Source organism: Providencia sp. (genome assembly GCF_052096715.1).
Classification (GTDB): Bacteria; Pseudomonadota; Gammaproteobacteria; order Enterobacterales; family Enterobacteriaceae; genus Providencia.
This window is the reverse complement of sequence record NZ_JBQDNB010000011.1, coordinates 23,279-45,854: the sequence shown is the minus strand read 5'-3', so window position 1 is coordinate 45,854 and position 22,576 is coordinate 23,279. Positions and strand designations below refer to the sequence as shown.

General features: G+C 40.7%; 16 protein-coding genes. 15 read left to right on the top strand and 1 reads right to left on the bottom strand.

The window, feature by feature from the left end; all coding sequences use genetic code 11:
* Nucleotides 1-2: 2 nt before the first annotated feature.
* The 15 genes from fdx to rluF all read left to right on the top strand — a co-directional run bounded on the left by fdx (nt 3) and on the right by rluF (nt 21,234).
* A complete protein-coding gene (gene fdx / locus ACTH6U_RS10700) occupies nt 3-338 on the top strand; it encodes an ISC system 2Fe-2S type ferredoxin (protein WP_294110606.1) in 336 nt (111 codons plus the stop codon).
* Between the two features lie 354 nt (nt 339-692).
* Nucleotides 693-893: a Fe-S cluster assembly protein IscX gene (iscX, locus tag ACTH6U_RS10695; RefSeq protein ID WP_336431049.1), complete on the top strand. Its 201-nt coding sequence runs from the start codon at nt 693-695 to the stop codon at nt 891-893.
* A 173-nt stretch (nt 894-1,066) separates the two neighbouring features.
* On the top strand, nt 1,067-2,362 hold the full coding sequence (pepB, locus tag ACTH6U_RS10690; RefSeq protein ID WP_294110609.1) for an aminopeptidase PepB: 1,296 nt from the start codon (nt 1,067-1,069) through the stop codon (nt 2,360-2,362).
* 131 nt (nt 2,363-2,493) lie between these two features.
* Entirely contained in the window at nt 2,494-2,946 is a 453-nt protein-coding gene (locus ACTH6U_RS10685) for an enhanced serine sensitivity protein SseB C-terminal domain-containing protein (RefSeq protein ID WP_294110611.1), read from the top strand.
* A 229-nt stretch (nt 2,947-3,175) separates the two neighbouring features.
* Nucleotides 3,176-8,215: an MG2 domain-containing protein gene (locus tag ACTH6U_RS10680; protein ID WP_294350069.1), complete on the top strand. Its 5,040-nt coding sequence runs from the start codon at nt 3,176-3,178 to the stop codon at nt 8,213-8,215.
* Between the two features lie 67 nt (nt 8,216-8,282).
* A complete protein-coding gene (gene pbpC / locus ACTH6U_RS10675; protein WP_441832168.1) occupies nt 8,283-10,604 on the top strand; it encodes a peptidoglycan glycosyltransferase PbpC in 2,322 nt (773 codons plus the stop codon).
* Between the two features lie 237 nt (nt 10,605-10,841).
* On the top strand, nt 10,842-11,267 hold the full coding sequence (ndk, locus tag ACTH6U_RS10670) for a nucleoside-diphosphate kinase (protein WP_294110618.1): 426 nt from the start codon (nt 10,842-10,844) through the stop codon (nt 11,265-11,267).
* Nucleotides 11,268-11,544: 277 nt separating this feature from the next.
* A complete protein-coding gene (locus ACTH6U_RS10665; protein WP_336431050.1) occupies nt 11,545-12,726 on the top strand; it encodes a bifunctional tRNA (adenosine(37)-C2)-methyltransferase TrmG/ribosomal RNA large subunit methyltransferase RlmN in 1,182 nt (393 codons plus the stop codon).
* A gap of 196 nt (nt 12,727-12,922) precedes the next feature.
* Complete coding sequence (gene rodZ, locus ACTH6U_RS10660; RefSeq protein WP_441832167.1) at nt 12,923-13,891, top strand: cytoskeleton protein RodZ; 969 nt, start codon at nt 12,923-12,925, stop codon at nt 13,889-13,891.
* A gap of 160 nt (nt 13,892-14,051) precedes the next feature.
* Nucleotides 14,052-15,173, top strand: a complete 1,122-nt coding sequence (ispG, locus tag ACTH6U_RS10655) for a flavodoxin-dependent (E)-4-hydroxy-3-methylbut-2-enyl-diphosphate synthase (RefSeq protein ID WP_294110623.1) — start codon at nt 14,052-14,054, stop codon at nt 15,171-15,173.
* A gap of 262 nt (nt 15,174-15,435) precedes the next feature.
* Entirely contained in the window at nt 15,436-16,713 is a 1,278-nt protein-coding gene (gene hisS, locus ACTH6U_RS10650; RefSeq protein WP_441832166.1) for a histidine--tRNA ligase, read from the top strand.
* Nucleotides 16,714-16,723: 10 nt separating this feature from the next.
* Complete coding sequence (locus ACTH6U_RS10645; RefSeq protein WP_441832165.1) at nt 16,724-17,347, top strand: YfgM family protein; 624 nt, start codon at nt 16,724-16,726, stop codon at nt 17,345-17,347.
* A 20-nt stretch (nt 17,348-17,367) separates the two neighbouring features.
* Complete coding sequence (gene bamB, locus ACTH6U_RS10640; protein ID WP_294110629.1) at nt 17,368-18,540, top strand: outer membrane protein assembly factor BamB; 1,173 nt, start codon at nt 17,368-17,370, stop codon at nt 18,538-18,540.
* Between the two features lie 140 nt (nt 18,541-18,680).
* On the top strand, nt 18,681-20,159 hold the full coding sequence (gene der / locus ACTH6U_RS10635) for a ribosome biogenesis GTPase Der (RefSeq protein WP_434719248.1): 1,479 nt from the start codon (nt 18,681-18,683) through the stop codon (nt 20,157-20,159).
* A gap of 214 nt (nt 20,160-20,373) precedes the next feature.
* Nucleotides 20,374-21,234: a 23S rRNA pseudouridine(2604) synthase RluF gene (gene rluF / locus ACTH6U_RS10630; RefSeq protein ID WP_294110633.1), complete on the top strand. Its 861-nt coding sequence runs from the start codon at nt 20,374-20,376 to the stop codon at nt 21,232-21,234.
* Nucleotides 21,235-21,424: 190 nt separating this feature from the next.
* Here the strand turns inward: rluF and ACTH6U_RS10625 are convergent, their stop codons facing one another.
* Nucleotides 21,425-22,558: a M4 family metallopeptidase gene (locus ACTH6U_RS10625; RefSeq protein ID WP_441832164.1), complete on the bottom strand. Its 1,134-nt coding sequence runs from the start codon at nt 22,556-22,558 to the stop codon at nt 21,425-21,427.
* Between the last annotated feature and the right edge of the window lie 18 nt (nt 22,559-22,576).

Below are 22,576 nucleotides of genomic sequence, written 5' to 3'. Positions count from 1 at the left end.
TTATGCCTAAAATAGTTTTTTTACCTCATAGTGATTTATGTCCAAACGGTGCAGTTGTTGAAGCACAGCAGGGCGAGTCAATCTTAAATGTTGCGCTACGCAATGGAATTGAAATTGAACATGCCTGTGAAAAATCATGTGCCTGTACAACGTGCCATTGTATCGTTCGTGAAGGCTTTGATTCATTAGAAGAAAGTAGTGAGCTAGAAGATGACATGTTAGATAAAGCATGGGGTCTTGAGCCTGAAAGTCGATTAAGCTGCCAAGCGGTTGTGACGGATGAGGATTTAGTCGTGGAGTTGCCTAAATATACTGTTAATCATGCTCGTGAGCACTAAATGCTCGTCATATTTCGTGCTGTAGCGTTGTTGGCTGCTTTCGCTAATCTTAGTCACATACTTATGTATGCTCCTAAGCCTTAGCTCAATTGCCGCCTAGCTACAACCCGAACTATTTAGAGCATTAATTACTAGTTATATTTCGTGCTGTAGCGTTGTTGGCTTCTTTCGCTAATCTTAGTCACATACTTATGTATGCTTCTAAGTCTTAGCTCAATTGCCGCCTAGCTACAACCCGAACTATTTAGAGCATTAATTATTGATATATTCTTAAAATAATCTTGCTGCATATATCATTGCAATGATGCTAAGACGACTATCAAACTGTTACTAACGAATGATTTAGGGGAAAACATGAGCTTAAAATGGTCTAATAGCCGCGAAATTGGCGAAGCACTCTATGATGCATTTCCCGATATCGATCCGAAAACCGTGCGCTTTACTGATATGCACCAATGGATTTGTGAGTTAGACGAGTTTGATGATGATCCACAGAAGTCTAACGAAAAAATCCTTGAGGCCATTTTATTGGTTTGGTTGGATGAATTTGAGTGATATCGCAAATGAGAGCAAAAGCCGAACTACTGTTAAAACAGAGTTCGGTTTTTTATTTAATATCAGCACTATCTTGATATCCCTAGCGCTATTTATCAGTTAATGTAATCACATCGCCGATAGAATTATAGGCTTTTCGGCTGCCTGCAAAAATGGATAAAGAGAGAGAAATAATGACTAAACAAATTATGCCAGTAATGATTTCTTGTGAACCCGCAGCGCCTTGTTGGGGCGAGGGTGCACTACTCAGTTCTGGCAACAATGGGATGACTATTCATCTAAAACATCCAGGTAAATTATGTGCAGTGCAAAGTGCGGGCCGTAAACTAGATGGTCAAGGTATTCGTAATGTTTCGCTAGTAGGCGAAGAGTGGGATTTAGAAAAAAGTTGGGCATTTTGGCAAGGTTTTCGTGCACCCAAAGGTGCGAGAACGATTGAATGGCCAGTATTACCAGAAGCGGAACGCAAAGAGCTAGAAAACCGTATCCGTACGATTGACTGGGTACGTGATGTGATTAATGCCCCAGCAGAAGAATTAGGTCCAGAGCAATTAGCGAAAAGGGCCATTGACTTGCTATGTACCGTTGGCGCACAAGATATTAGCTATCGTATTGTTAAAGGTGATGATTTAGCTCAGCAAGGTTACGCAGGTATTCATACCGTCGGTCGTGGTTCCAGTCGTGCACCTGTCTTTCTTGCTTTAGATTACAATCCGGGTGCTAATCCTAACGCACCCGTATTTGCTTGCTTGGTCGGCAAAGGAATTACATTTGACTCGGGCGGTTACAGTCTTAAGCCGTCTTCATCGATGAATTCAATGAAAGCCGATATGGGTGGCGCGGCGACACTTGCAGGTTCATTAGCCTTAGCAATCAGCCGTGGTTTACAAAAACGTGTAAAAATGTTCCTGTGTATTGCTGATAACATGGTCAGTGGTAATGCATTCAAATTAGGCGATATTATTCGTTACCGTAATGGTAAATCTGTTGAAATCATGAATACGGATGCGGAAGGTCGTTTAGTACTGGCTGATGGTTTGATTGATGCAAGCAAAGAAAAGCCAACACTGATTATTGATGCAGCAACATTGACTGGTGCAGCAAAAACAGCCGTTGGTGGTGATTATCACGCAGTTTTAAGCTTCGATGATAAATTAGTTTCTGAATTAATGAATGCTTCTGATGAAGAATTTGAACTATTCTGGCGCTTGCCATTAGCTGAATTCCATCGCCAACAACTACCGTCAGGTTTTGCTGATTTAAACAATATTGCGGCTCCTTCTCATAGTGCTGGCGCAAGTACTGCGGCAGCATTTTTATCGCATTTTGTTGAAAATTATCGCCAAAATTGGGTGCATATTGATTGTTCAGCAACGTACCGTAAATCACCTGTTAGCTTATGGGCGGAAGGTGCAACCGGTATTGGTGTGCGCACTATCGCTAATTTATTAGTGAGTAAAGCTAAATAAGTCAGTGGTATTTAGCCGTTATAGGCATGAGTTATAGGGCATGGGAAGGCAACTTTTCATGCCTATTTTTTACGTGAATGAAATTGCGAGTATAATACGTAAAATTATTTCTAAATTGCAGAGGATTGGCAATGTCGCAGCAATCAAATGATAAAGCATCTAACTTAGAAAGTGAGATTGAATATACGGAATTAACCGTACCAGAAGGCTCGGCTCTTAAATTAAGTGTGCTTGAGCAAGAGCCTGAAGCGTTAACAACTGCGTTAAGTGAATTCTTTAAACAACATAAAGTCATCAGACGAGCCTTTATTGTTTCGGCGCTCGAAAATGAAGATGGCGAAGAAATGACGATTTTAATGGTTGCATTAGAGTTTGTCGCGGGTGCTGAAAATATTGATGCCATTATTCATGATGCAGGAACACTGGCTTGTGAATATTTAGCAGATGAAGAATCAATTGATTTTTGCTTAGTTAATGAAGAAGAAAAAGGTCTCAGTCACTTTATTACTCAGCATGTTCAACCTTTCTATCAGCGCCGTTTAGGTAGCTTTTTGCGTGATACCATTCCAATTAAAAATACGTAATTAATTCCCTTCTTAAAATAAAGACTGGTTTTTACTGGTCTTTATTTTTCCGTTTTGTCTGATAGGTGTTTTTATAACATTCTGTTAAATTACGTCGATAATTGAAACAATATCGACGGTCTTGGTATATTGATAATATTAAGTTAAATCTAAATCTCTTAAATGTTCAAACAATCAGTTTGAGCTCAATAAACATAATAATTTTAACTCGTTAAAGGATGGGACGGTAATGAAACAACAATCAAGTTGGGCTTCATTGACGGGTCTAAAAACCAAAAAGCGTTATATTGCACTCGCATTAGCATCTGTTGTGGCATTAGCGGGTTGTGATAATACGGAAGAGACCACTAAAAAAGACACCAATGTTTCTTCAACAGCAAGCGAAAATCAAGTCAAAACAGCACCCGTTGCGGAACAAAAGAAATCCGCACCAAAGCTCTCTACTGAAGAGATGGTGAAAAAATACGCAGGAAAAGATCTGGAAATTCTTGATGCTTCTGAGCTACAGCTTGATGGCGCTAGTGCTATGGTTGTCACTTTCTCAGTACCTATTGAGCCTAACCAAGATTTCGGCCAATTTTTAAATCTTGTTGATGTTAAAGCTGGAAAATTAGATGGTGCATGGGAACTTTCGGATAACCAATTAGAGTTACGTTTCCGCCACTTACCACCATCTAAAGAGCTGAACCTATCCGTTATTCCTGGCATTAAAGCGGTTAACGAACGCACGATTACAGCAAACTTTGATAAAAAATTCCAAACTGCACAAATTATTCCAACGGTTGGTTTTGCAAGTAAAGGTTCTTTATTACCAAGTAAAGTTGCACAGGGATTGCCTGTCATTGCACTTAATGTTGATAAAGTCGACGTTAACTTTTTCCGTGTTGATGAAAAACAATTGCCACAATTTTTAGCAACTTGGCAATATCGCAGTAATTACGAATATTGGTATTCAGATGAATTTCTCGATAAAGTTGAGCTTGCCTATACTGGACGTTTTGACCTTAATCCAGATAAAAATACCCGCCAAACTGTTTTATTACCGCTTAAAGATATCAAAGAATTACAGCAAGATGGCGTGTATCTAGCCATCATGCAAAAAGCGGGTAGCTATAGTTATCAGTTCCCTGCGACTGTTTTTACTCTCAGTGATATCGGCGTTTCATTACATAGTTATCAAGACCGTGTTGATGTCTTCACGCAATCCCTTGCAAAAGGTTCCGCCATTAAAGGTGTTGAGCTGCGCATTCTTGATGATAAAGGACAGTTAGTAACGAAAGGCACGACTGATGGTGACGGTCATGCACAATTAGAAAAATTAGCAGGTGGAAAGTTATTACTGGCAACCCATGAAGGGCAAACCAGTATGATTGACTTAACACAGCCTGCACTTGATTTATCTGAGTTTGATATTTCAGGCCCTGCTGGTTTTGCAAAGCAATTTTTCACCTTTGGACCGCGTGATCTTTATCGTCCGGGGGAGTTATTGTTAGTCAATGGCTTGCTGCGTGATGGCGATGGTAATCCAGTTAAATCACAACCCGTTAAAGTTGATGTATTAAAAACGGATGGGCAAGTTGTTCGTAGTTTTGTTTGGCAGCCGCAAGAGAAACAAGACGGCTTGTATCAATATCAATTTGAAATCCCTAAAAATGCAGAGACGGGGGGTTGGTCACTCCGCTTTGATTTAGGTGATGGCTCTCCTTTGCGTTATTACAAATTTAATGTTGAAGATTTTATGCCAGAGCGTATGGCACTTGATATTACGACGAGTGATACCCCAATTTTGAATACTGAATCAGTTGATTTTGATATTCAAGGTCGTTATCTCTATGGTGCACCTGCGGCAAATAATGAGCTGCAAGGGCAAGTTTTGCTCAAAGCAAACCGTGAAGCCGTTGCTAAATTACCCGGCTTTGAATTTGGTGCCATGAATGAAGAAGGTTTACCTCGTAAACTGGATGAGTTTGACCTAACGTTAAATGATAGCGGTGAAACCGTTATCTCACTGCCAAAAAGTAATTGGGAATCTACGCGTTCACCTATTTCTGCAATCTTACAAGCGAGCTTATTAGAAGCGGGTGGGCGACCAGTGACCCGTCGCGCTGAACAAGCGATTTGGCCTGCGGATAAGCTAGTCGGTATTCGTCCATTATTCGCTAAAAAAGAAATTTATGATTACCGTACTGACCGTTATGTAAAACGTCATAATGTTGATGAGAATTCATTAGCAGAGTTTGAATTAGTCATGGCCGATGCGGCGGGTAATAAACTCGCGGCTGAAAATTTAACAGCACGTTTAGTGTACGAGCGCCGTGATTATTACTGGAGTTGGTCTGAAAGTGGTGGTTGGTCATCAAATTATGATCAAAAAGATTTAGTGATGGCAAATGAAAATATTACGATTGCTAAAGATGGTACCGCCAAGATTGCTTTCCCTGTGGATTGGGGCACATTTCGTTTAGAAGTGTTGAATCCTGAAAATCAATTAGTCAGCAGCATTCAGTTCTGGGCGGGTTATTCATGGCAAGATAACACTGGCGGTAGTGGTTCTGTTCGTCCTGATCAGGTCAAATTAAGCTTGAATAAACCGGCCTATTTACCGGGCGAAAAAGCGAAAGTTCGTATTGAATCACCAAAAGCGGGTAAAGGTTATATTTTACTCGAATCTAGCGATGGTCCGCTGTGGTGGCAAGAAATCGACGTGCCTGAAAACGGCTTAGATATTGAAGTACCTGTGAATAAAGAGTGGGCGCGTCATGATCTCTATATTTCTACCGTTGTTGTGCGTCCAGGGGATGATTCAAAAGAAGCGACCGTAAAACGTGCTGTTGGTGTGTTACATCTTCCAATAGCCGATGAAAATCGTAAAATTGCCTTGGCATTAACCTCGCCAAATAAAATGCGTCCGAATCAAGATCTCACGGTAAAAATTAAAGCGACTGCACAAGATGGAAAACCACTGCCTGAGAAAGTCAATGTGATACTTTCTGCGGTGGATACGGGCGTCTTGAATATTACTGATTTTAAAACACCAGATCCGTACGATGCTTTCTTTGGTCGTAAGCGTTATAGCGTTGACCAATATGATGTTTATGGTCATCTGATTGAAGGCCAAGGTAAAGTGGCTAACTTACGTTTTGGTGGTGATGGTGAAGATGCCGCAATGGAACGTGGGGGGATGAAGCCGCTGACTGAAGTACAAATCATTGCAGAGCAAGCGCAGCCTGTCACATTAGATAAAAATGGCGAAGGTGAAATTACTCTCGCTATTCCTGATTTTAATGGTGAATTGCGTTTAATGGCCCAAGCATGGAATGGAAAAGATTTTGGTCATGCCGATAGCAAAGTAACAGTAGCAGCGCCACTAGTGACACAAATGTCAATGCCACGCTTTATGGCGGGTGGTGATAAGTCCTATTTCTCTCTTGATCTCACTAATATGACTGAGAACACTCAGAATGTATCAGTGACCTTTAAAGCAACAGGAATGGTGAAACTTGATGGTGTGACCAGCCGTGAAGTTGAATTGCAAAAAGGTAAACGCACCACGTTAACATTGCCAGTAAAAGCTGATTATGGCTTTGGTGAAGGTGAAGTGACCATGACCGTTAATGGTGTGAAGATCAAAGGTGAAGCGAGCAAAGACTACAGTAATAGCTGGAAAGTTGGGGTTCGTCCTGCTCAGCCTGCGGAAACCATCTCTTTTGCTACGACGATTGAACCCGGTACTGCATGGTCGTTGCCAGCCAACGAAATCTTAGGTTTGCAACCGGATACGCTTGAAGGGCAAGTGCTACTAAGTAGTCGTCCTCCGATACAAATCTCTCGTTATATCAGAGAATTATTTGCTTATCCGTATGGTTGCCTTGAGCAAACCATTAGTGGGTTATATCCGTCTTTATTCTCTACACAAGCAGAACTGAAGAAATTAGGTATTAATTCTCAAACTGATGCAGATCGTCATAAAGCGATTGAAATTGGTATTCCTCATTTGTTAAGTATGCAACGTGGGGATGGCGGTTTTTCCTTATGGGACAGAAATGGTTCAGAGGAATATTGGTTAACCGCTTATGCTGCTGACTTTTTAAATAAAGCCAATCAACGTGGTTTCACCGTACCACAGGATGCGTTGAATAATGCGAATACGCGTTTGTTGAGCTATTTGCAAGATGCAAATCAAATTAATTACCCTTATACCGATAACCAAGCTGGTGCCCGTTTTGCAACTCAAGCCTATGCAGGTTTAGTGCTAGCAACTCAACAAAAAGCACCGCTTGGTGCACTTCGTCAGATTTATGGACAAAATAGTAATGCCACCAGTGGATTACCATTAGTTCAATTAGGTGTGGCGTTGAATTTGATGGGCGATAAAGCGCGCGGTGAAAGTGCGATTATTGATGGTCTGAAAAAACAACGCAGTGGTTATAGCTATGTGGGCGATTATGGTTCTGTGGTTCGTGATGATGCATTGATCATTGCATTACTAAATGAATACAATTTGATGCCTAAATCACGTGATCAAAAATTACAATCGTTGGCGAATAATTTGACCTCACAGCGTTATTTCTCAACTCAAGAAAATAATGCGCTGTACTTAGCGGGTCGTTACTATGTCAATGAAACTGAAACACCATGGAAAGCGCTGATCAATGGACAAGAGCCTCCGATGGTTTCTGATAAACCCGTGAGTGAGTTCTTGACCAAAGAGCAGATACAAAATGGTTACAGTATTGAAAATAGCGGCACTAATACACTTTATACTCGCTTGAATGTGGTTGGTTATCCACAGAGCTCACCAAAACCGAGTTCAAATGTACTTGGTGTTCAACGTAGTTACTATGATATGAAAGGTAATCGCGTTTCACTTGATAGACTAAGAAGTGGTGAAATGGTGGTGGTTAAATTGGATGTTACTGCATCTCAAACCGTACCCGATGCACTAGTTGTTGATTTGCTACCTGCTGGTTTAGAGTTAGAAAACCAAAACTTAGCGAATAGCAGTGCGAATCTCAGTGAGTCAGCACCAAACTTACAAGAGATGATTGATGATATGCAACAATCACAAATTCGTCATATGGAATATCGTGATGACCGCTTTGTGGCCGCTGTTGAAGTTCAACAGTATAAACCAACGACCTTGGTTTATTTGGCGCGTGCGGTAACGCCGGGTGTGTACAGCATTCCAGTACCGCAAGTGGAATCCATGTATGTACCTGAATGGCGTGCAACAGGCTATTCAGATGGTAAATTAGAAATAGTGCGTTAATCTTCACCTTAAGCCCTTATATTGTATGATATAAGGGCTTTCTTCCTAACTAGCGGTACATTCATCAATGAAAAAATGGTTACGTCGCACTGGATTGACTCTCGTGTTTCTGGTGATTTTGTTGCCTTTATTATTTTTGGCAGCAGATAAAATTTGGCCATTGCCAATTAAACAAGTTGAAATGGCGCGAACCGTTGTCGCGGCTGATGGGACACCTCTTTGGCGCTTTGCCGATAAAGACGGTATTTGGCGCTTTCCGGTTAAACTGGATGAAGTATCACCTGAATTTATTGAAGCGCTACTGACTTATGAAGATCGCCATTTTTATCGTCATCCGGGCGTGAATCCCTTTTCACTGGTGAGAGCAACTGGGCAGTTTATCAGTTCAGGACGAATTGTCTCTGGCGGCAGTACTATCTCTATGCAAGTGGCTCGGTTAATTGACCCGCATGACCGCACGCTTTTGGGCAAATTGAAACAGTTGTGGCGTACTGCGCAACTTGAATACCATTATTCAAAAGATGAAATTCTTGAAATGTATCTCAATCGGGCGCCTTATGGTGGAACGATTGAAGGAATTGGCGCAGCAAGTTGGGTTTATTTGAATAAATCTCCCGCTAAATTGACCTCCAGTGAAGCGGCATTATTTGCTGTTTTACCTCAAGCCCCTAGTCGTTTAAGGCCAGATCGTTACCCTCAACGGGCTCAAATTGCACGTGATAAAGTCTTAGATAGGCTTGTCGAGTATCAAGTTTGGAGTGCTGAAAAAGTTGCAGACATCAAACAAGAGCAAATTTGGCTAGCTCCACGCAAAAATCCACATTCAGCGCCTTTGTTGGCTCGTCGAGTTGTAAAAGATACTCAGGAGCCTGTCATTGAAACAACCATTGATGCGAGTTTACAAAGCCAATTGGAAGAGATGGCGTTAAATTGGAAAAATCAGCTACCTAAACAAACCTCCCTCGGCATATTAGTTGTTGATCATACTGATATGAGCGTGAAAGCGTATATTGGTTCGATAGATTTTCAAGATGACAGCCGTTTTGGCCATGTTGATATGATAAGTGCTTGGCGCTCACCCGGTTCAACATTGAAACCATTTTTATATGCATTAGCAATGGATGATGGGCTTATTCATGCGGAATCATTATTACAAGATGTTCCTCGGCGTTTTAACGACTATCGTCCTGGTAATTTTGATAGTGGTTTTAATGGTCCCGTTAGTGTGAGCGATGCCTTAGTGCGTTCGCTAAACTTACCTGTTGTGCAATTACTGGATGTTTATGGGAGTAAACGATTTACGGCGCAGTTACGTAATGTTGGTACTGAGTTACGTTTTCCTATGGGGAGCGAGCCCAATCTATCATTAATCTTAGGCGGTACTGCAACAAGAATGGATGATTTGGTCGCTGCATATAGTGCATTTGCTCGCCAAGGTAAGGTTTCTCCTCTTCGTTTTAAACCGACAGATACATTGCGTGATAGAACATTAATTTCACCGGGAGCGGCTTGGATTATTCGTCGCATTATGGGGGGAGAAGCGCGACCAGTACCGGATATGAATTTATCGGGACAATTAAATTTGGCGTGGAAAACCGGTACCAGTTATGGTTATCGCGATGCTTGGGCTATTGGCGTTAATCCTCGCTATACCATTGGTGTTTGGGTTGGACGTCCTGATGCGACGCCAGTGGCAGGGCAGTTTGGTTTTGCCACAGCAATTCCAATTATGAATCAAGTCAATAATATGTTGTTGGCGAGAATATATCAGTCCCACGAGCCGTTACCGAAAGATACTAAACCTGCTAGTGTGAGCCAAGCGGTTATTTGCTGGCCGGGTGGAACCGCGTTACTTCAAGATGATAATAATTGTCGCCAGCGCCGTTTGAGTTGGATTTTGGATAATACAATTCCGCCAACGCTAATGGCAAGAGACCAAGAATCATTATTGGGATTAAGACAAAAAATCTGGGTGAACGACAAAGGTTTACAAGTTGCGGCTGATTGCCCAAATGCGACAGAAAAAGAGGTCCATCTGTGGCCAATTACTGTTGAATCATGGCTTCCAGCAAGCGAGAAACGAGAAAACCGTTTACCAAAACCAGATTTAGCTTGCCCTCCACTTAAACTTGAAATGCCGCCATTGCATATTTCGGGTATTCGAGATGGCGAGGTGTTACAGCGATTACCGGGCAAAACCAGTTTAGACTTGCGCCTAGTGACTCAAGGTGGTCAGGGGAATAAATGGTGGTTTTTAAATGGCGAGCAAGTCAATGAAACTGAACATAATGGCAGTATTTTACTGACGTTGGATAAGGTCGGAAACTATCAGATTTCAGTATTAGATTTGAGCGGACAGGTGACAGCATTAAACTTTAGAGTTAAGTAGTAGACAAAAAGTGTGACTTAGTCAAAAAAATAGTATTTTTTGCTACGAAAAGTTTAACAAAATGTTGATATGACTGTAGGAAATTGTAACTGTAACCCCTATAATCAACGCCTTATTTTCTGCTTCCTTGGATCAGGAATAGAAATAATATTAAAACTAAAACAGACTCATATTTTTATACTCTTGATATAAAAAGAATAAAAAATTAAAGTCAAATAAAACGCTAAGAGGTTATTTATGACGGTTCAACGTACATTTTCAATTATCAAACCAAATGCAGTGAAGAAAAATGTGATTGGTGCAATCTATCATCGTTTTGAAAGCGCTGGCTTTTCTATTATTGCTGCTAAAATGATGCATTTGACGCGTGAACAAGCGGAAGGCTTTTACGCAGAACACAAAGGTCGTCCTTTCTTTGACGGTTTAGTTGAGTTCATGACTTCAGGTCCAATCATGCTGCAAGTTTTAGAAGGTGAAAATGCAATTCAACGTCACCGTGATCTGATGGGCGCAACAAACCCAGATAACGCTTTAGCCGGCACTTTACGTGCAGATTACGCTGATAGCTTCACTGAAAATGCAACACACGGTTCTGATTCTGAAGAGTCAGCAGCACGTGAAATCGCCTATTTCTTCGCTGAAGATGAAATTTGCCCACGTTAATACATAAATTTAGCGTGTAATAATTGTAATGCATTAGCATTATGATTATAAAGTTTGTACAATGCTCGCCCTGTTAATCTATTTATAGGTTAACAGGGCAGTTTGTTTTTTATAGCAACTCGAATTATTTAGCGTGCTATTAGTGTTTTTCGTTAAATTGAAGGCTCTATTACTGCCAAATGCTCCTATAATTTTTGTTATAAAATACGTTCTATTTATTTATATATGCTGTGCTATTATTAGCGTCGCCGAAAGTGTAATAACGAGGCAATACACCATGTCCAATACGACTACCAGCGCACAATGTGCCACTTCTTCTGCTATTTCTGTCACGCCAGAAAAAAACAATCAAAAAATTAATCTACTTGATTTAAATCGCAAAGAAATGCGTGAATTTTTTGTTCAATTAGGTGAAAAACCCTTTAGAGCTGATCAAGTGATGAAATGGATTTATCACTACTGCTATGATGATTTTGAGCAAATGACCGATATCAACAAAGTGCTTCGTACTAAGCTACAGGCCATTGCTGAGATTCGTGCGCCTGAAGTTTCTGAAGAACAACGCTCATCTGATGGCACCATCAAATGGGCAATCGCCGTTGGCGATCAACAAGTTGAAACGGTTTATATCCCTGAGGATGACCGAGCAACCCTATGTGTATCATCACAAGTGGGTTGTGCTCTTGAATGCAAATTCTGCTCAACGGCTCAGCAAGGATTCAATCGTAATTTACGTGTTTCTGAAATTATTGGCCAAGTATGGCGTGCGGCTAAAATAATTGGCTCATTAAAATCCAGTGGTCGTCGTCCAATTACTAACGTTGTAATGATGGGAATGGGTGAGCCATTACTTAATCTGAATAATGTAGTGCCTGCCATGGAAATTATGCTTGATGATTTTGGGTTTGGTTTATCTAAACGCCGAGTGACAATATCGACATCAGGTGTTGTTCCTGCTCTCGATAAACTCGGTGATATGATTGATGTGGCATTAGCGATATCGTTACATGCGCCTACAGATGATATCCGTGACGATATTGTGCCTATTAATAAAAAATACAATATCGAAACTTTGTTAGCGAGTGTTAATCAGTATCTGACTAAATCGAATGCAAACTCAGGCCGTGTAACCATTGAGTATGTCATGTTAGATCATGTCAATGATAGCGTTGAACAAGCCCATCAGTTAGCTGAGTGCTTAAAAAACACGCCAAGTAAAATTAATTTGATTCCTTGGAACCCGTTCCCTGGCGCACCTTACGGGCGCAGCTCGAATAGTCGTATCGATCGGTTTTCTAAAGTATTGATGGAATATGGATTTACAACAATAGTACGCAAAACTCGTGGTGATGATATTGATGCTGCTTGCGGACAATTGGCTGGCGATGTTATCGATAGAACGAAGCGGACATTGAAAAAACGCTTAGTCGGGGAACCTATTGAGGTAAAAGCAGTCTGACTTATAGATAATATCTAATCAGTGAGTTAGGTTATGATTCGGGGTATTTTATGGTTAGGCAAAATACCCTTATTCACCTACAATAGTTGGAGCAATAAATTTAATTGTTGCTTCATAGCTATGATGAACTAAGACGAATAAAGCGCTGTAAAGTTTGCTTTATATTTTTTCAACTTGGAAATAGTGCTATCAGCAAATGACTATCGAAAATAATAGCGAACAAACTAATGTCACTGTAGGACAATTATTATCACAAGCGCGTGAGCGTAAGGGCTTATCTCAAGAAACTGTTGCGGAGAGGCTTTGCCTGAAGATCAGTACAGTAAAAGAGATAGAACAAGATATTCATCCAACCGGTGTAGAACCTACTTTTTTACGTGGCTATATTCGATTATATGCTCGTATGGTGAGTATTCCCGAAAGTGAAATACAGGTTTTATTAAAAACAGATGAGCCTATCCAAGTTTCAAATGTTTCCCCAATGCAAAGTTACTCTCTGGGTAAAAAACGCAAAAAACGCGAAGGTTGGTTAATGAAACTGACTTGGTTGATTGTTATTGTTTTGATAGCAATGGTTGGTTTTTGGTGGTGGCAAGATCATAACGCTCAAAAAGATGAGCTGGTTACAATGGCAAATCAAAGTGATTTGATTTTATCTCAACAAAGTAGCGATACAAATCCGGTTGAGTTATCAAGTCCATCTGTAGATACGCCAGTGGCTAATCCTGTTACTAATCCGGTCGTTAATAATGATACTGTTGATGGCGCCGCCGTTACATTAACTCAAGATCAACCTTTGAGTATTCAAGATACCGAAGTGCAGCCGGTTAGAACGATCCCATTGCCAAATACACAGCAATCAACGCCTGCTGTTAATCGAATTCAATCTGCTGAAACTGTCGATGCTGCACCTGTTAGCACGAGCGCATTGGCATTGAATTTCAGCGGACCCTGCTGGTTAGAGATCCGTGATGCGAATAATAAAATCGTTTTCAGCGGAACTAAAAATAGCGGTGATAAATTAGAGTTAAATGGTACACAGCCTTTTCGCTTAAATATTGGCGCGCCAGCGAATGTGACTATTCAGTTTCAAGGTAATACCGTTGATCTTAGCCGATTTATTAAAGCCAACCGTCCAGCTAGATTAAAACTACCAGAAGCTTAATTGGTAAGAATAATGCAAAGAAGCAGACTATATCCTAAAACCTCTTTTGTGATAGTTTATAGTTTGCTTTCTTGTGTATAGTGGAATGCGTAAGAAGTAAAAACCATACATTATACTAAAGTATTAAAGAGCACATGGACGTTTGGAGAATTAACAAAAAATGCATACTGAATCACCGATAAAAAGACGCAAATCCACCCGTATTTATGTAGGCAATGTGCCTATTGGCGATGGCGCACCTATCGCCGTTCAATCAATGACGAATACGCGCACAACAGATGTTGATGCGACTGTTCGTCAGATTCAAGCGTTAGAGCGTGTTGGCGTTGATATCGTACGTGTTTCTGTTCCGACGATGGATGCCGCAGAATCATTCAAACTCATTAAGCAACGTGTTAACGTACCATTAGTGGCTGATATTCATTTTGACTATCGTATTGCCTTAAAAGTTGCGGAGTATGGTGTTGATTGTTTACGCATTAACCCCGGAAATATCGGTAGCGAAGAACGTATTCGCCAGGTTGTTGACTGCGCTCGTCATTATAATATTCCAATCCGTATTGGTGTAAATGGCGGCTCATTAGAAAAAGATATTCAAGAAAAATATGGTGAACCGACCCCTGAAGCGTTGGTTGAATCAGCAATGCGCCATGTTGATATTTTAGATAGACTGAATTTTGACCAATTCAAGATTAGTGTTAAAGCTTCTGATGTTTTCTTGGCTGTCGGGTCTTATCGCTTGCTAGCAACTAAAATCGATCAGCCTTTGCATCTAGGAATTACTGAAGCAGGCGGCGCACGTGCCGGTTCTGTAAAATCAGCTATTGGCCTTGGTATGTTATTGTCAGAAGGTATCGGTGATACTTTACGTATTTCATTAGCCGCAGATCCTGTTGAAGAAGTTAAAGTGGGCTTTGATATACTGAAATCGTTGCGTATTCGCTCCCGTGGTATTAATTTTATTGCCTGCCCAACTTGCTCGCGTCAAGAATTCGATGTAATTGGCACGGTGAATGAATTAGAGCAGCGTTTAGAAGATATTATTACGCCAATGGATGTTTCTATTATTGGTTGTGTGGTGAATGGCCCAGGTGAAGCTGAAGTCTCAACGCTGGGTGTTGCCGGTGCAAAAACGAAAAGCGGTTTCTATGAAGACGGTGTTCGTCAAAGAGAGCGTTTTGATAACAATAATATTATCGATCAGCTTGAGGCCAAAATTCGCGCTAAAGCGGCGATGCTTGATGAAAGTAATCGTATAGAAGTTAATTTGCTCGAAAAATAGTATTGGACAACTGGCTCGAATGAGCCAGTTTTTATATACTCGTTATGCTTCAAGTTGTAGTGTAGTTATTCGCATTCAACTTGAGTTATTTTTTGAGTGTAACGGCGTTTTTGATTGGCCGATTTTTGAAATTTTAAGTGCTAATGGTGTAAATCAACAGAATAATCCCGATTGCAGGGACTAAATACAGTTTGTTGATTGAACCTGAAGATACTTCGCTCTTATAATCGAACTTATGTAATTCTGAAAATAGAGAAATAAAGTGGGAAAAAATATCCAGGCCATTCGTGGCATGAATGATTACTTGCCAGCTGATACCCGAGTATGGCAAAAAATCGAAGCAACATTGAAAAATATTTTACAGGGTTATGGTTTTAGTGAAATTCGTACCCCGATTGTAGAGCAGACCCCGCTATTTCGTAGAGCGATTGGTGAAGTTACGGATGTCGTTGAAAAGGAAATGTATACTTTCAATGATCGTAATGAAGAAAGTCTGACTTTGCGGCCTGAAAATACTGCCGGTTGTGTACGCGCAGGTATTGAGCATGGTTTGCTGTACAATCAGGAACAGCGTTTATGGTACTTGGGGCCAATGTTCCGTTATGAACGCCCTCAAAAAGGCCGCTATCGCCAATTCCACCAATTAGGTGCAGAAGTTTTTGGTTTAGCCGGTCCAGATATAGACGCAGAAGTTATTTTAATGACTGCACGCTGGTGGAAAGCATTAGGGATTAGCGATCACGTAACGCTTGAACTGAACTCAATTGGTTCACTTGAAGCACGTGCTAACTACCGTGATGCATTAGTTGCATTCCTTGAGCAGCATAAAGAAACGCTCGATGAAGACTGTAAACGTCGTATGTATACTAATCCCTTGCGTGTCTTGGATTCAAAAAATCGTGATGTGCAAACACTATTAAATGATGCACCGGAGCTATTTGACTACCTCGATGCGGAATCACGTGAACATTTTGACGGCTTATGTAAGCTGTTAGATAGCGCTGGAATTCAATATCGGGTGAATCAACGTTTGGTTCGTGGCCTAGATTATTATAATCGTACCGTGTTTGAGTGGGTGACAACTGCACTTGGCTCTCAGGGGACGGTTTGCGCAGGTGGTCGTTATGATGGTCTGGTTGAGCAACTTGGTGGTCGTGGAACACCTGCTGTTGGCTTTGCTATGGGCATGGAACGTATGGTTCTACTGGTTCAAGAAGTTAACCCAGAATTTATCGCAGATATGTCAGTGGCTGATGTTTATTTGGCTTCATTTGGTGAAAATAGCCAACAAGCTGCATTGTTAGTGGCTGAAAAAGTACGTGATGAGTTGCCAACACTGCGTTTGATGACCAATCATGGCGGCGGCAACTTTAAAAAACAGCTTGCAAGAGCCGATAAGCAAGGTGCTAAAATCGCACTTATTTTGGGTGAAGACGAAATTCAAAATAGCCAAGTGACAATCAAAGATTTGCGCACGGGCAACCAAGAAACCATTTCACAGCAATTAATGGCATCGCGTTTAGCTGAGCTGTTAGGTTAAGGAGAGACAAGTGGAAGTCTATACAAACGAAAATGATCAAGTCGATGCGATTAAGCGTTTTTTTGCTAATAATGGTGTTGCATTAGTGGTTGGCCTTGTCATCGGTGTGGGTGGCGTATTTGGTTGGAATTACTGGCAATCTCATAAAACTAACGTTTTGCAAGAAAGTGCTCAAAAATATGAAGCTGTTAGCACTCAGTTGCATTCAGGAACTGTTCAAGGAATTGAAGCCGCACAAAAATTTGCGGCGGAAACAGATGATGTTTATAGCGCAATGATGGGGCTTGAACTTGCTCAGATTTCAGTGGATAAAGGCGATTTGGCTAATGCACAAAAAGCATTAACTGATGCTTTATCGAAAGCTAAAACCGTCGATATGCAAGATTTAATTAGTTTTCGTTTAGCCAGAGTCCAATTGGCTCTTGGTAATCTAGACCAAGCGATGACGTCGATTGAAAATATTAAAGGTAAGTCATGGCAGGCTGCTGCACAGGATGTCCGTGGTGATGTTTTGCTCCAAAAGGGTGATAAAGCAGGCGCGAAAGCGGCGTACACTCAGGGGTTAGAAAGTGATGGTTCTCAATCTCTCAGAGGCATTTTAACTCTGAAATTGAACAACGTATCTAATTCATAAGAAGAAAGGAAACGACAAACATGCAGTTGCGCAAAACTCTCTTGATTGGCCTAGTCGCTTCAGCTTTACTTGCCGGTTGTTCTAGCGAAACTGATTCTATTATCATGGCTCCGCTACCTCAGGTTGAAAATCAATTTACCCCATCTATCGTTTGGGATAAATCAGTGGGTAATGGTACTGAACAATTTTATTCAGAGCTGTCACCAGTATGGGATGGTACTGCTGTCTATGCCGCCGATCGTAAAGGTCTAGTTAAAGCACTAGAGCTTGATAGTGGTAAAGAAATTTGGTCTGTTGATCTCTCTAAGCGTACAGGTTTCCTTTCTGCGAATTTATCTGCGCTGTTATCCGGTGGCTTGACTATCTCTAATGATAAAATTTTCATTGGAACTGAACGCGGTACCGTCATTGCTTTGAATAAAGAAGATGGTCAGGTCGTTTGGGATGTTCCAGTCGCAGGTGAAGCATTATCTAGACCTGTGGTGAGCAATGATCTCGTGATGATCCACACCAGTAATGGACAATTGCAAGCGTTAGATGAAAACAGCGGTGAAATTAAATGGACAGTGAACATGGATACGCCTTCATTGTCTTTACGCGGTGAATCAGCGCCTGGTGTCGCCTTCGGTGCCGCCATTGTTGGTGGTGATAATGGTCGAGTTAGTGCTGTATTACTTTCACAAGGTCAGCTGATTTGGCAACAACGTATTTCTCAAGTAACAAGCTCTACCGAGATTGGCCGCTTGGATGACGTTGATATGAGCCCAATTATTGATGACGGTAAAGTTTATGCAATCGCATATAACGGAACATTAGCGGCTTTGGATATGCGTTCAGGTCAAATTCTGTGGAAACGCGAATTAGGCTCAGTGAATAACATGGTGCTTTCGGGCGAGAATCTTTATCTTGTTGACCAGAACGATCGCGTATTATCCGTACGTAAGAGTGATGGTGTGACTCTGTGGACACAAGAAGATTTGCTAAACCGTGGTTTATCAGCACCTGAAATGTTTAATGGTTATTTAGTGGTGGGTGACAAAGAAGGTTACCTGCACTGGTTGGATATGGCTACTGGCGGTTTTGTCGCGCAAAACAAGCTAAACAGCTCTGGTATTCATAGTCGCCCAGTTGTTGCTAGTGATAAATTAATGGTTCAGGCAAGAAACGGAACGGTTTATCTGTTAACGCGTTAATTTCCTGACAAGTTGTCAATTTATCGATAAAATTAACGGTTCCTGAATCAAGGAACCGTTTCGTTTTTTTGTTTTCTGAGTGTGCTTGTACTTATGCGTCAGAATTCTTTTAGTTAATTAAAGTTGTGAGGCATCTAAGAATGATACCCGTCGTAGCGCTGGTTGGGCGTCCAAACGTAGGAAAATCCACGTTATTTAACCGATTAACCCGTACCCGTGATGCACTTGTAGCGGACTTTCCCGGTCTGACTCGTGATCGTAAATATGGTCGTGCCGAAGTAGAAGGGCATGAATTTATTATTATCGACACAGGGGGTATCGATGGTACAGAAGAGGGCGTAGAAACGCATATGGCTGCGCAATCGTTACAAGCGATTGAAGAAGCCGATGTCGTCCTATTCATGGTCGATGCGAGAGCAGGATTAATGCCTGCTGATGAAGGTATTGCAAAGCATTTACGTAGCCGCAAGAAAAAAACTTATCTCGTTGCAAATAAAACTGATGGTATTGATGCAAACACAGTTATCGGTGATTTTTATTCACTGGGTCTTGGTGAAATTCATCCAATAGCCGCTTCCCATGGCCGCGGTGTGACTCAATTGATTGAGCAATCATTAAAACCTTTCATCGAAACTGAAGATGAAGATGTTGAGCTCACCGATGAAGAAGAAAATGCTGCCTACTGGGCTGCGCTGGAAGCTGAAAATGAGCTTGCAGAAGAGGAAGAAGATGATTTCGACCCAACAACATTACCGATAAAATTGGCAATTGTTGGGCGTCCTAATGTGGGCAAATCTACCCTCACAAACCGTATTTTAGGCGAAGATCGTGTTGTTGTCTTTGATATGCCAGGCACGACTCGCGATAGTATCTATATTCCGATGCAACGCGACGAGCGCGAATATATATTGATTGATACTGCGGGTGTGCGTAAACGCGGTAAAGTGACTGAAACAGTTGAAAAATTCTCAGTAATTAAAACGCTGCAAGCTATTGAAGATGCAAACGTTGTTTTACTGGTTATTGATGCACGAGAAGGTATCTCAGACCAAGATTTGTCTTTATTAGGTTTTATTCTTAATGCCGGCCGTTCTTTAGTGATTGCAGTCAATAAATGGGATGGTATGAAGCCTGAAGATCGTGACCATGTCAAAGATATGCTTGAGTTACGTCTTGGTTTTGTTGACTTTGCACGTATCCATTTTATCTCTGCATTGCATGGTAGTGGTGTGGGTAATCTGTTTGAATCAGTGCAAGAAGCTTATGAGTCAGCGACACGTCGAGTTGGAACCGCATTGTTGACACGCATTATGAGCATGGCAGAAGATGAACATCAGCCGCCGCTTGTTCGTGGTCGTCGTGTAAAATTAAAATATGCGCATGCGGGGGGACATAACCCACCAATCGTCGTTATTCATGGTAACCAAGTCACTGATCTACCTGATAGTTACAAGCGTTATTTGATGAATTATTTCCGTCGGTCTTTAAAAGTGATGGGTACACCGATTCGCATTCAATTTAAAGAAGGCGAAAACCCATATGCAAACAAGAAAAATAAACTAACGGCAACTCAGCTACGTAAGCGTAAGCGCCTGATGCAGCATATGAAAAAACGCTAGTTTTAAAAGCGAATGCGAAGGTAATTAATTACTTTCAGCAAGCTACTAAAAAGCCGTAACAAATTCATGCTGTTACGGCTTTTTACTATATTTAATGAGTTATGTTTTTCTTGCAGTTCTGAAAGTATAGTCAGTCATTCAAAAATCGAGCACCAACCCATTTAAAATAGATAAAGATAAAATTTATATATGGTGCTAATAATTGAGGGTAACAATGGAAATTAATGCTTCTACTCGTCTTAATAAATATATTAGTGAGAGTGGTATTTGCTCTAGACGTGATGCTGACCGTTATATTGAGCAAGGTAATGTTTTTATTAATGGTAAACGCGCAGCCATTGGCTCACAAGTTTTTAGTGGTGATGTGGTTAAAGTTAACGGACAACTGATTGAGCCGCGTGATGAAGATGATTTAGTGCTAATTGTGCTGAATAAGCCAGTGGGCATTGTGAGCACTACCGAAAGTGGTGAAAAAGATAACATTACCGATTATGTGAATCATAGTACTCGTATTTTTCCAATCGGTCGATTAGATAAAGATTCTCAAGGTTTGATTTTTCTAACAAACCATGGGGATTTAGTGAATAAAATCTTACGTGCTGGTAACTCTCACGAGAAAGAATATATTGTGACCGTGAATAAACCGGTTACTGATGATTTTATTACTGGCATGGGCGCTGGTGTACCTATCCTCGGTACGATGACCAAGAAATGTAAAGTTAAAAAAGAAGCTCCGTTTGTTTTCCGGATCACTTTAGTTCAAGGTCTTAATCGTCAAATTCGTCGGATGTGCGAACATTTTGGTTTTGAAGTGACGAAACTTGAACGTGTTCGCATCATGAATGTGAAATTGACGGGTATTCCAGTGGGTGAGTGGCGAGATTTGACAGATGACGAATTGGTTGAATTATTTAATTTAATTGAAAAATCAGAGTCTGATGTAAAGCCAAAAAAACAAGCTAAGCCAAAAGTTCAGGCTAAACTCAATACCCAAGCAGCTAAACCTAAAGCTAAACCAGATACATCATCGCAGAAAAAATTTACCCAACCGGGGCGTAAAAAGAAAAAACGTTAATCTGGAAATAGATTAATAAGAGTTGTTTACTGAAAGGCTGAAGAAAAGAAATAGAAATTGAATTTCTTAGATGTAGGCCTTTTAATATCTAAATCTATTTTAATTTAAAAGTCAGCCAAATTTACGGCCGACAAAGAAAAATAGATGATTAATTGAGGCTATTTATTATTTAAAACTAATACGTTAGAACTTAGATATTCTCTAGTTGTAACCCAACATCAAGCCAACTTTGACGCGTTTTTACTGCGATATCTACACCAAACAGGTTTTTAGCTGCTCTAATTGTAGCATTAGCAAACTGTTTAAATGTTGAGGTTCGAGTAACTAGAGGGTCAGAAACTGCCGCAATCCAAATCTTCCCTGCTACATCCCATGAATTTCCACCGAGCTCGCATGCTAATAGATAGAATGCTTTATTGGGTATCCCTGAATTGATATGGACACCACCGTTATCAACAAAAATAGAGAGTTCCATATAATCATTCATATGACCGACTTGCGGGTCATAATTGAGATTATCTATGTGGTAAGCTGTACCGGGTTCCTTTAATGAGCGTAATGCGGGGGCTTTGACTTTATCAAGGAAAAGATTTTCGCCTAATAGCCAATTAGACTCGTTTGCACTTTCGTTATTAACAAACTGTTTTACCATGATGGCAATAACATCCGCTACCGATTCATTCAGTGCACCAGATTGAAATACATAATCGAAATCTGCTTGAGAACTAATATAACCATGGGAAAGTTCGTGGGCTACTATATCAATATCATTGTAGAAAGGGCCAAAAGTTTTACCATCACCATCCCCAAAGAAAATAGCTTGAGAATTCCAAAATGCATTGGCGTAATTTGAACCATAATGAATGACCGCATTAATATCAGTATCACATCCAAACATTTTATCTATGTTTAATTTCTCTTCAAAAAATGAACGAATGATCCCGATGGAATGAAAAACATGGTGCGCAGCCATGCTAGGTGCAACGGTATCTTCTTCTTGCATAACAATGGAGAAATCTTGATGAGGCATGTGCTGATCTGTTGGCATTTTATCACGGCTGCAAATAGGTAGATCAGAATGGTTGTGATATCTATCTTCCCTGCGTTTTTTAGCATCTCTAATGATTCGATTATAGCTTTTAGTGTTACCACTAGCGCAGGAAAATAAACTTCTCTGGTATGCCGCATCTTCTTCTGAATAAGTGCGACTCATAATTTCATTAATATGGTTAAGTGTATTTTTTAAATGTATGCACTGAGTTTCTTTATAGAAATTAGAAACTAAACAAGGTGATAACAGTGAACGTCCAAGAATTTTACTCATAATTGACTCCATTTCATG

What these genes read in the sequence shown, in the direction of transcription:
- fdx (WP_294110606.1), top strand. Translation starts at nt 3, where the DNA reads ATGCCTAAAATAGTTTTTTTACCTCATAGTGATTTATGTCCAAACGGT.
- iscX (WP_336431049.1), top strand. Translation starts at nt 693, where the DNA reads ATGAGCTTAAAATGGTCTAATAGCCGCGAAATTGGCGAAGCACTCTAT.
- pepB (WP_294110609.1), top strand. Translation starts at nt 1,067, where the DNA reads ATGACTAAACAAATTATGCCAGTAATGATTTCTTGTGAACCCGCAGCG.
- ACTH6U_RS10685 (WP_294110611.1), top strand. Translation starts at nt 2,494, where the DNA reads ATGTCGCAGCAATCAAATGATAAAGCATCTAACTTAGAAAGTGAGATT.
- ACTH6U_RS10680 (WP_294350069.1), top strand. Translation starts at nt 3,176, where the DNA reads ATGAAACAACAATCAAGTTGGGCTTCATTGACGGGTCTAAAAACCAAA.
- pbpC (WP_441832168.1), top strand. Translation starts at nt 8,283, where the DNA reads ATGAAAAAATGGTTACGTCGCACTGGATTGACTCTCGTGTTTCTGGTG.
- ndk (WP_294110618.1), top strand. Translation starts at nt 10,842, where the DNA reads ATGACGGTTCAACGTACATTTTCAATTATCAAACCAAATGCAGTGAAG.
- ACTH6U_RS10665 (WP_336431050.1), top strand. Translation starts at nt 11,545, where the DNA reads ATGTCCAATACGACTACCAGCGCACAATGTGCCACTTCTTCTGCTATT.
- rodZ (WP_441832167.1), top strand. Translation starts at nt 12,923, where the DNA reads ATGACTATCGAAAATAATAGCGAACAAACTAATGTCACTGTAGGACAA.
- ispG (WP_294110623.1), top strand. Translation starts at nt 14,052, where the DNA reads ATGCATACTGAATCACCGATAAAAAGACGCAAATCCACCCGTATTTAT.
- bamB (WP_294110629.1), top strand. Translation starts at nt 17,368, where the DNA reads ATGCAGTTGCGCAAAACTCTCTTGATTGGCCTAGTCGCTTCAGCTTTA.
- der (WP_434719248.1), top strand. Translation starts at nt 18,681, where the DNA reads ATGATACCCGTCGTAGCGCTGGTTGGGCGTCCAAACGTAGGAAAATCC.
- rluF (WP_294110633.1), top strand. Translation starts at nt 20,374, where the DNA reads ATGGAAATTAATGCTTCTACTCGTCTTAATAAATATATTAGTGAGAGT.
- ACTH6U_RS10625 (WP_441832164.1), bottom strand. Translation starts at nt 22,558, where the DNA reads ATGAGTAAAATTCTTGGACGTTCACTGTTATCACCTTGTTTAGTTTCT.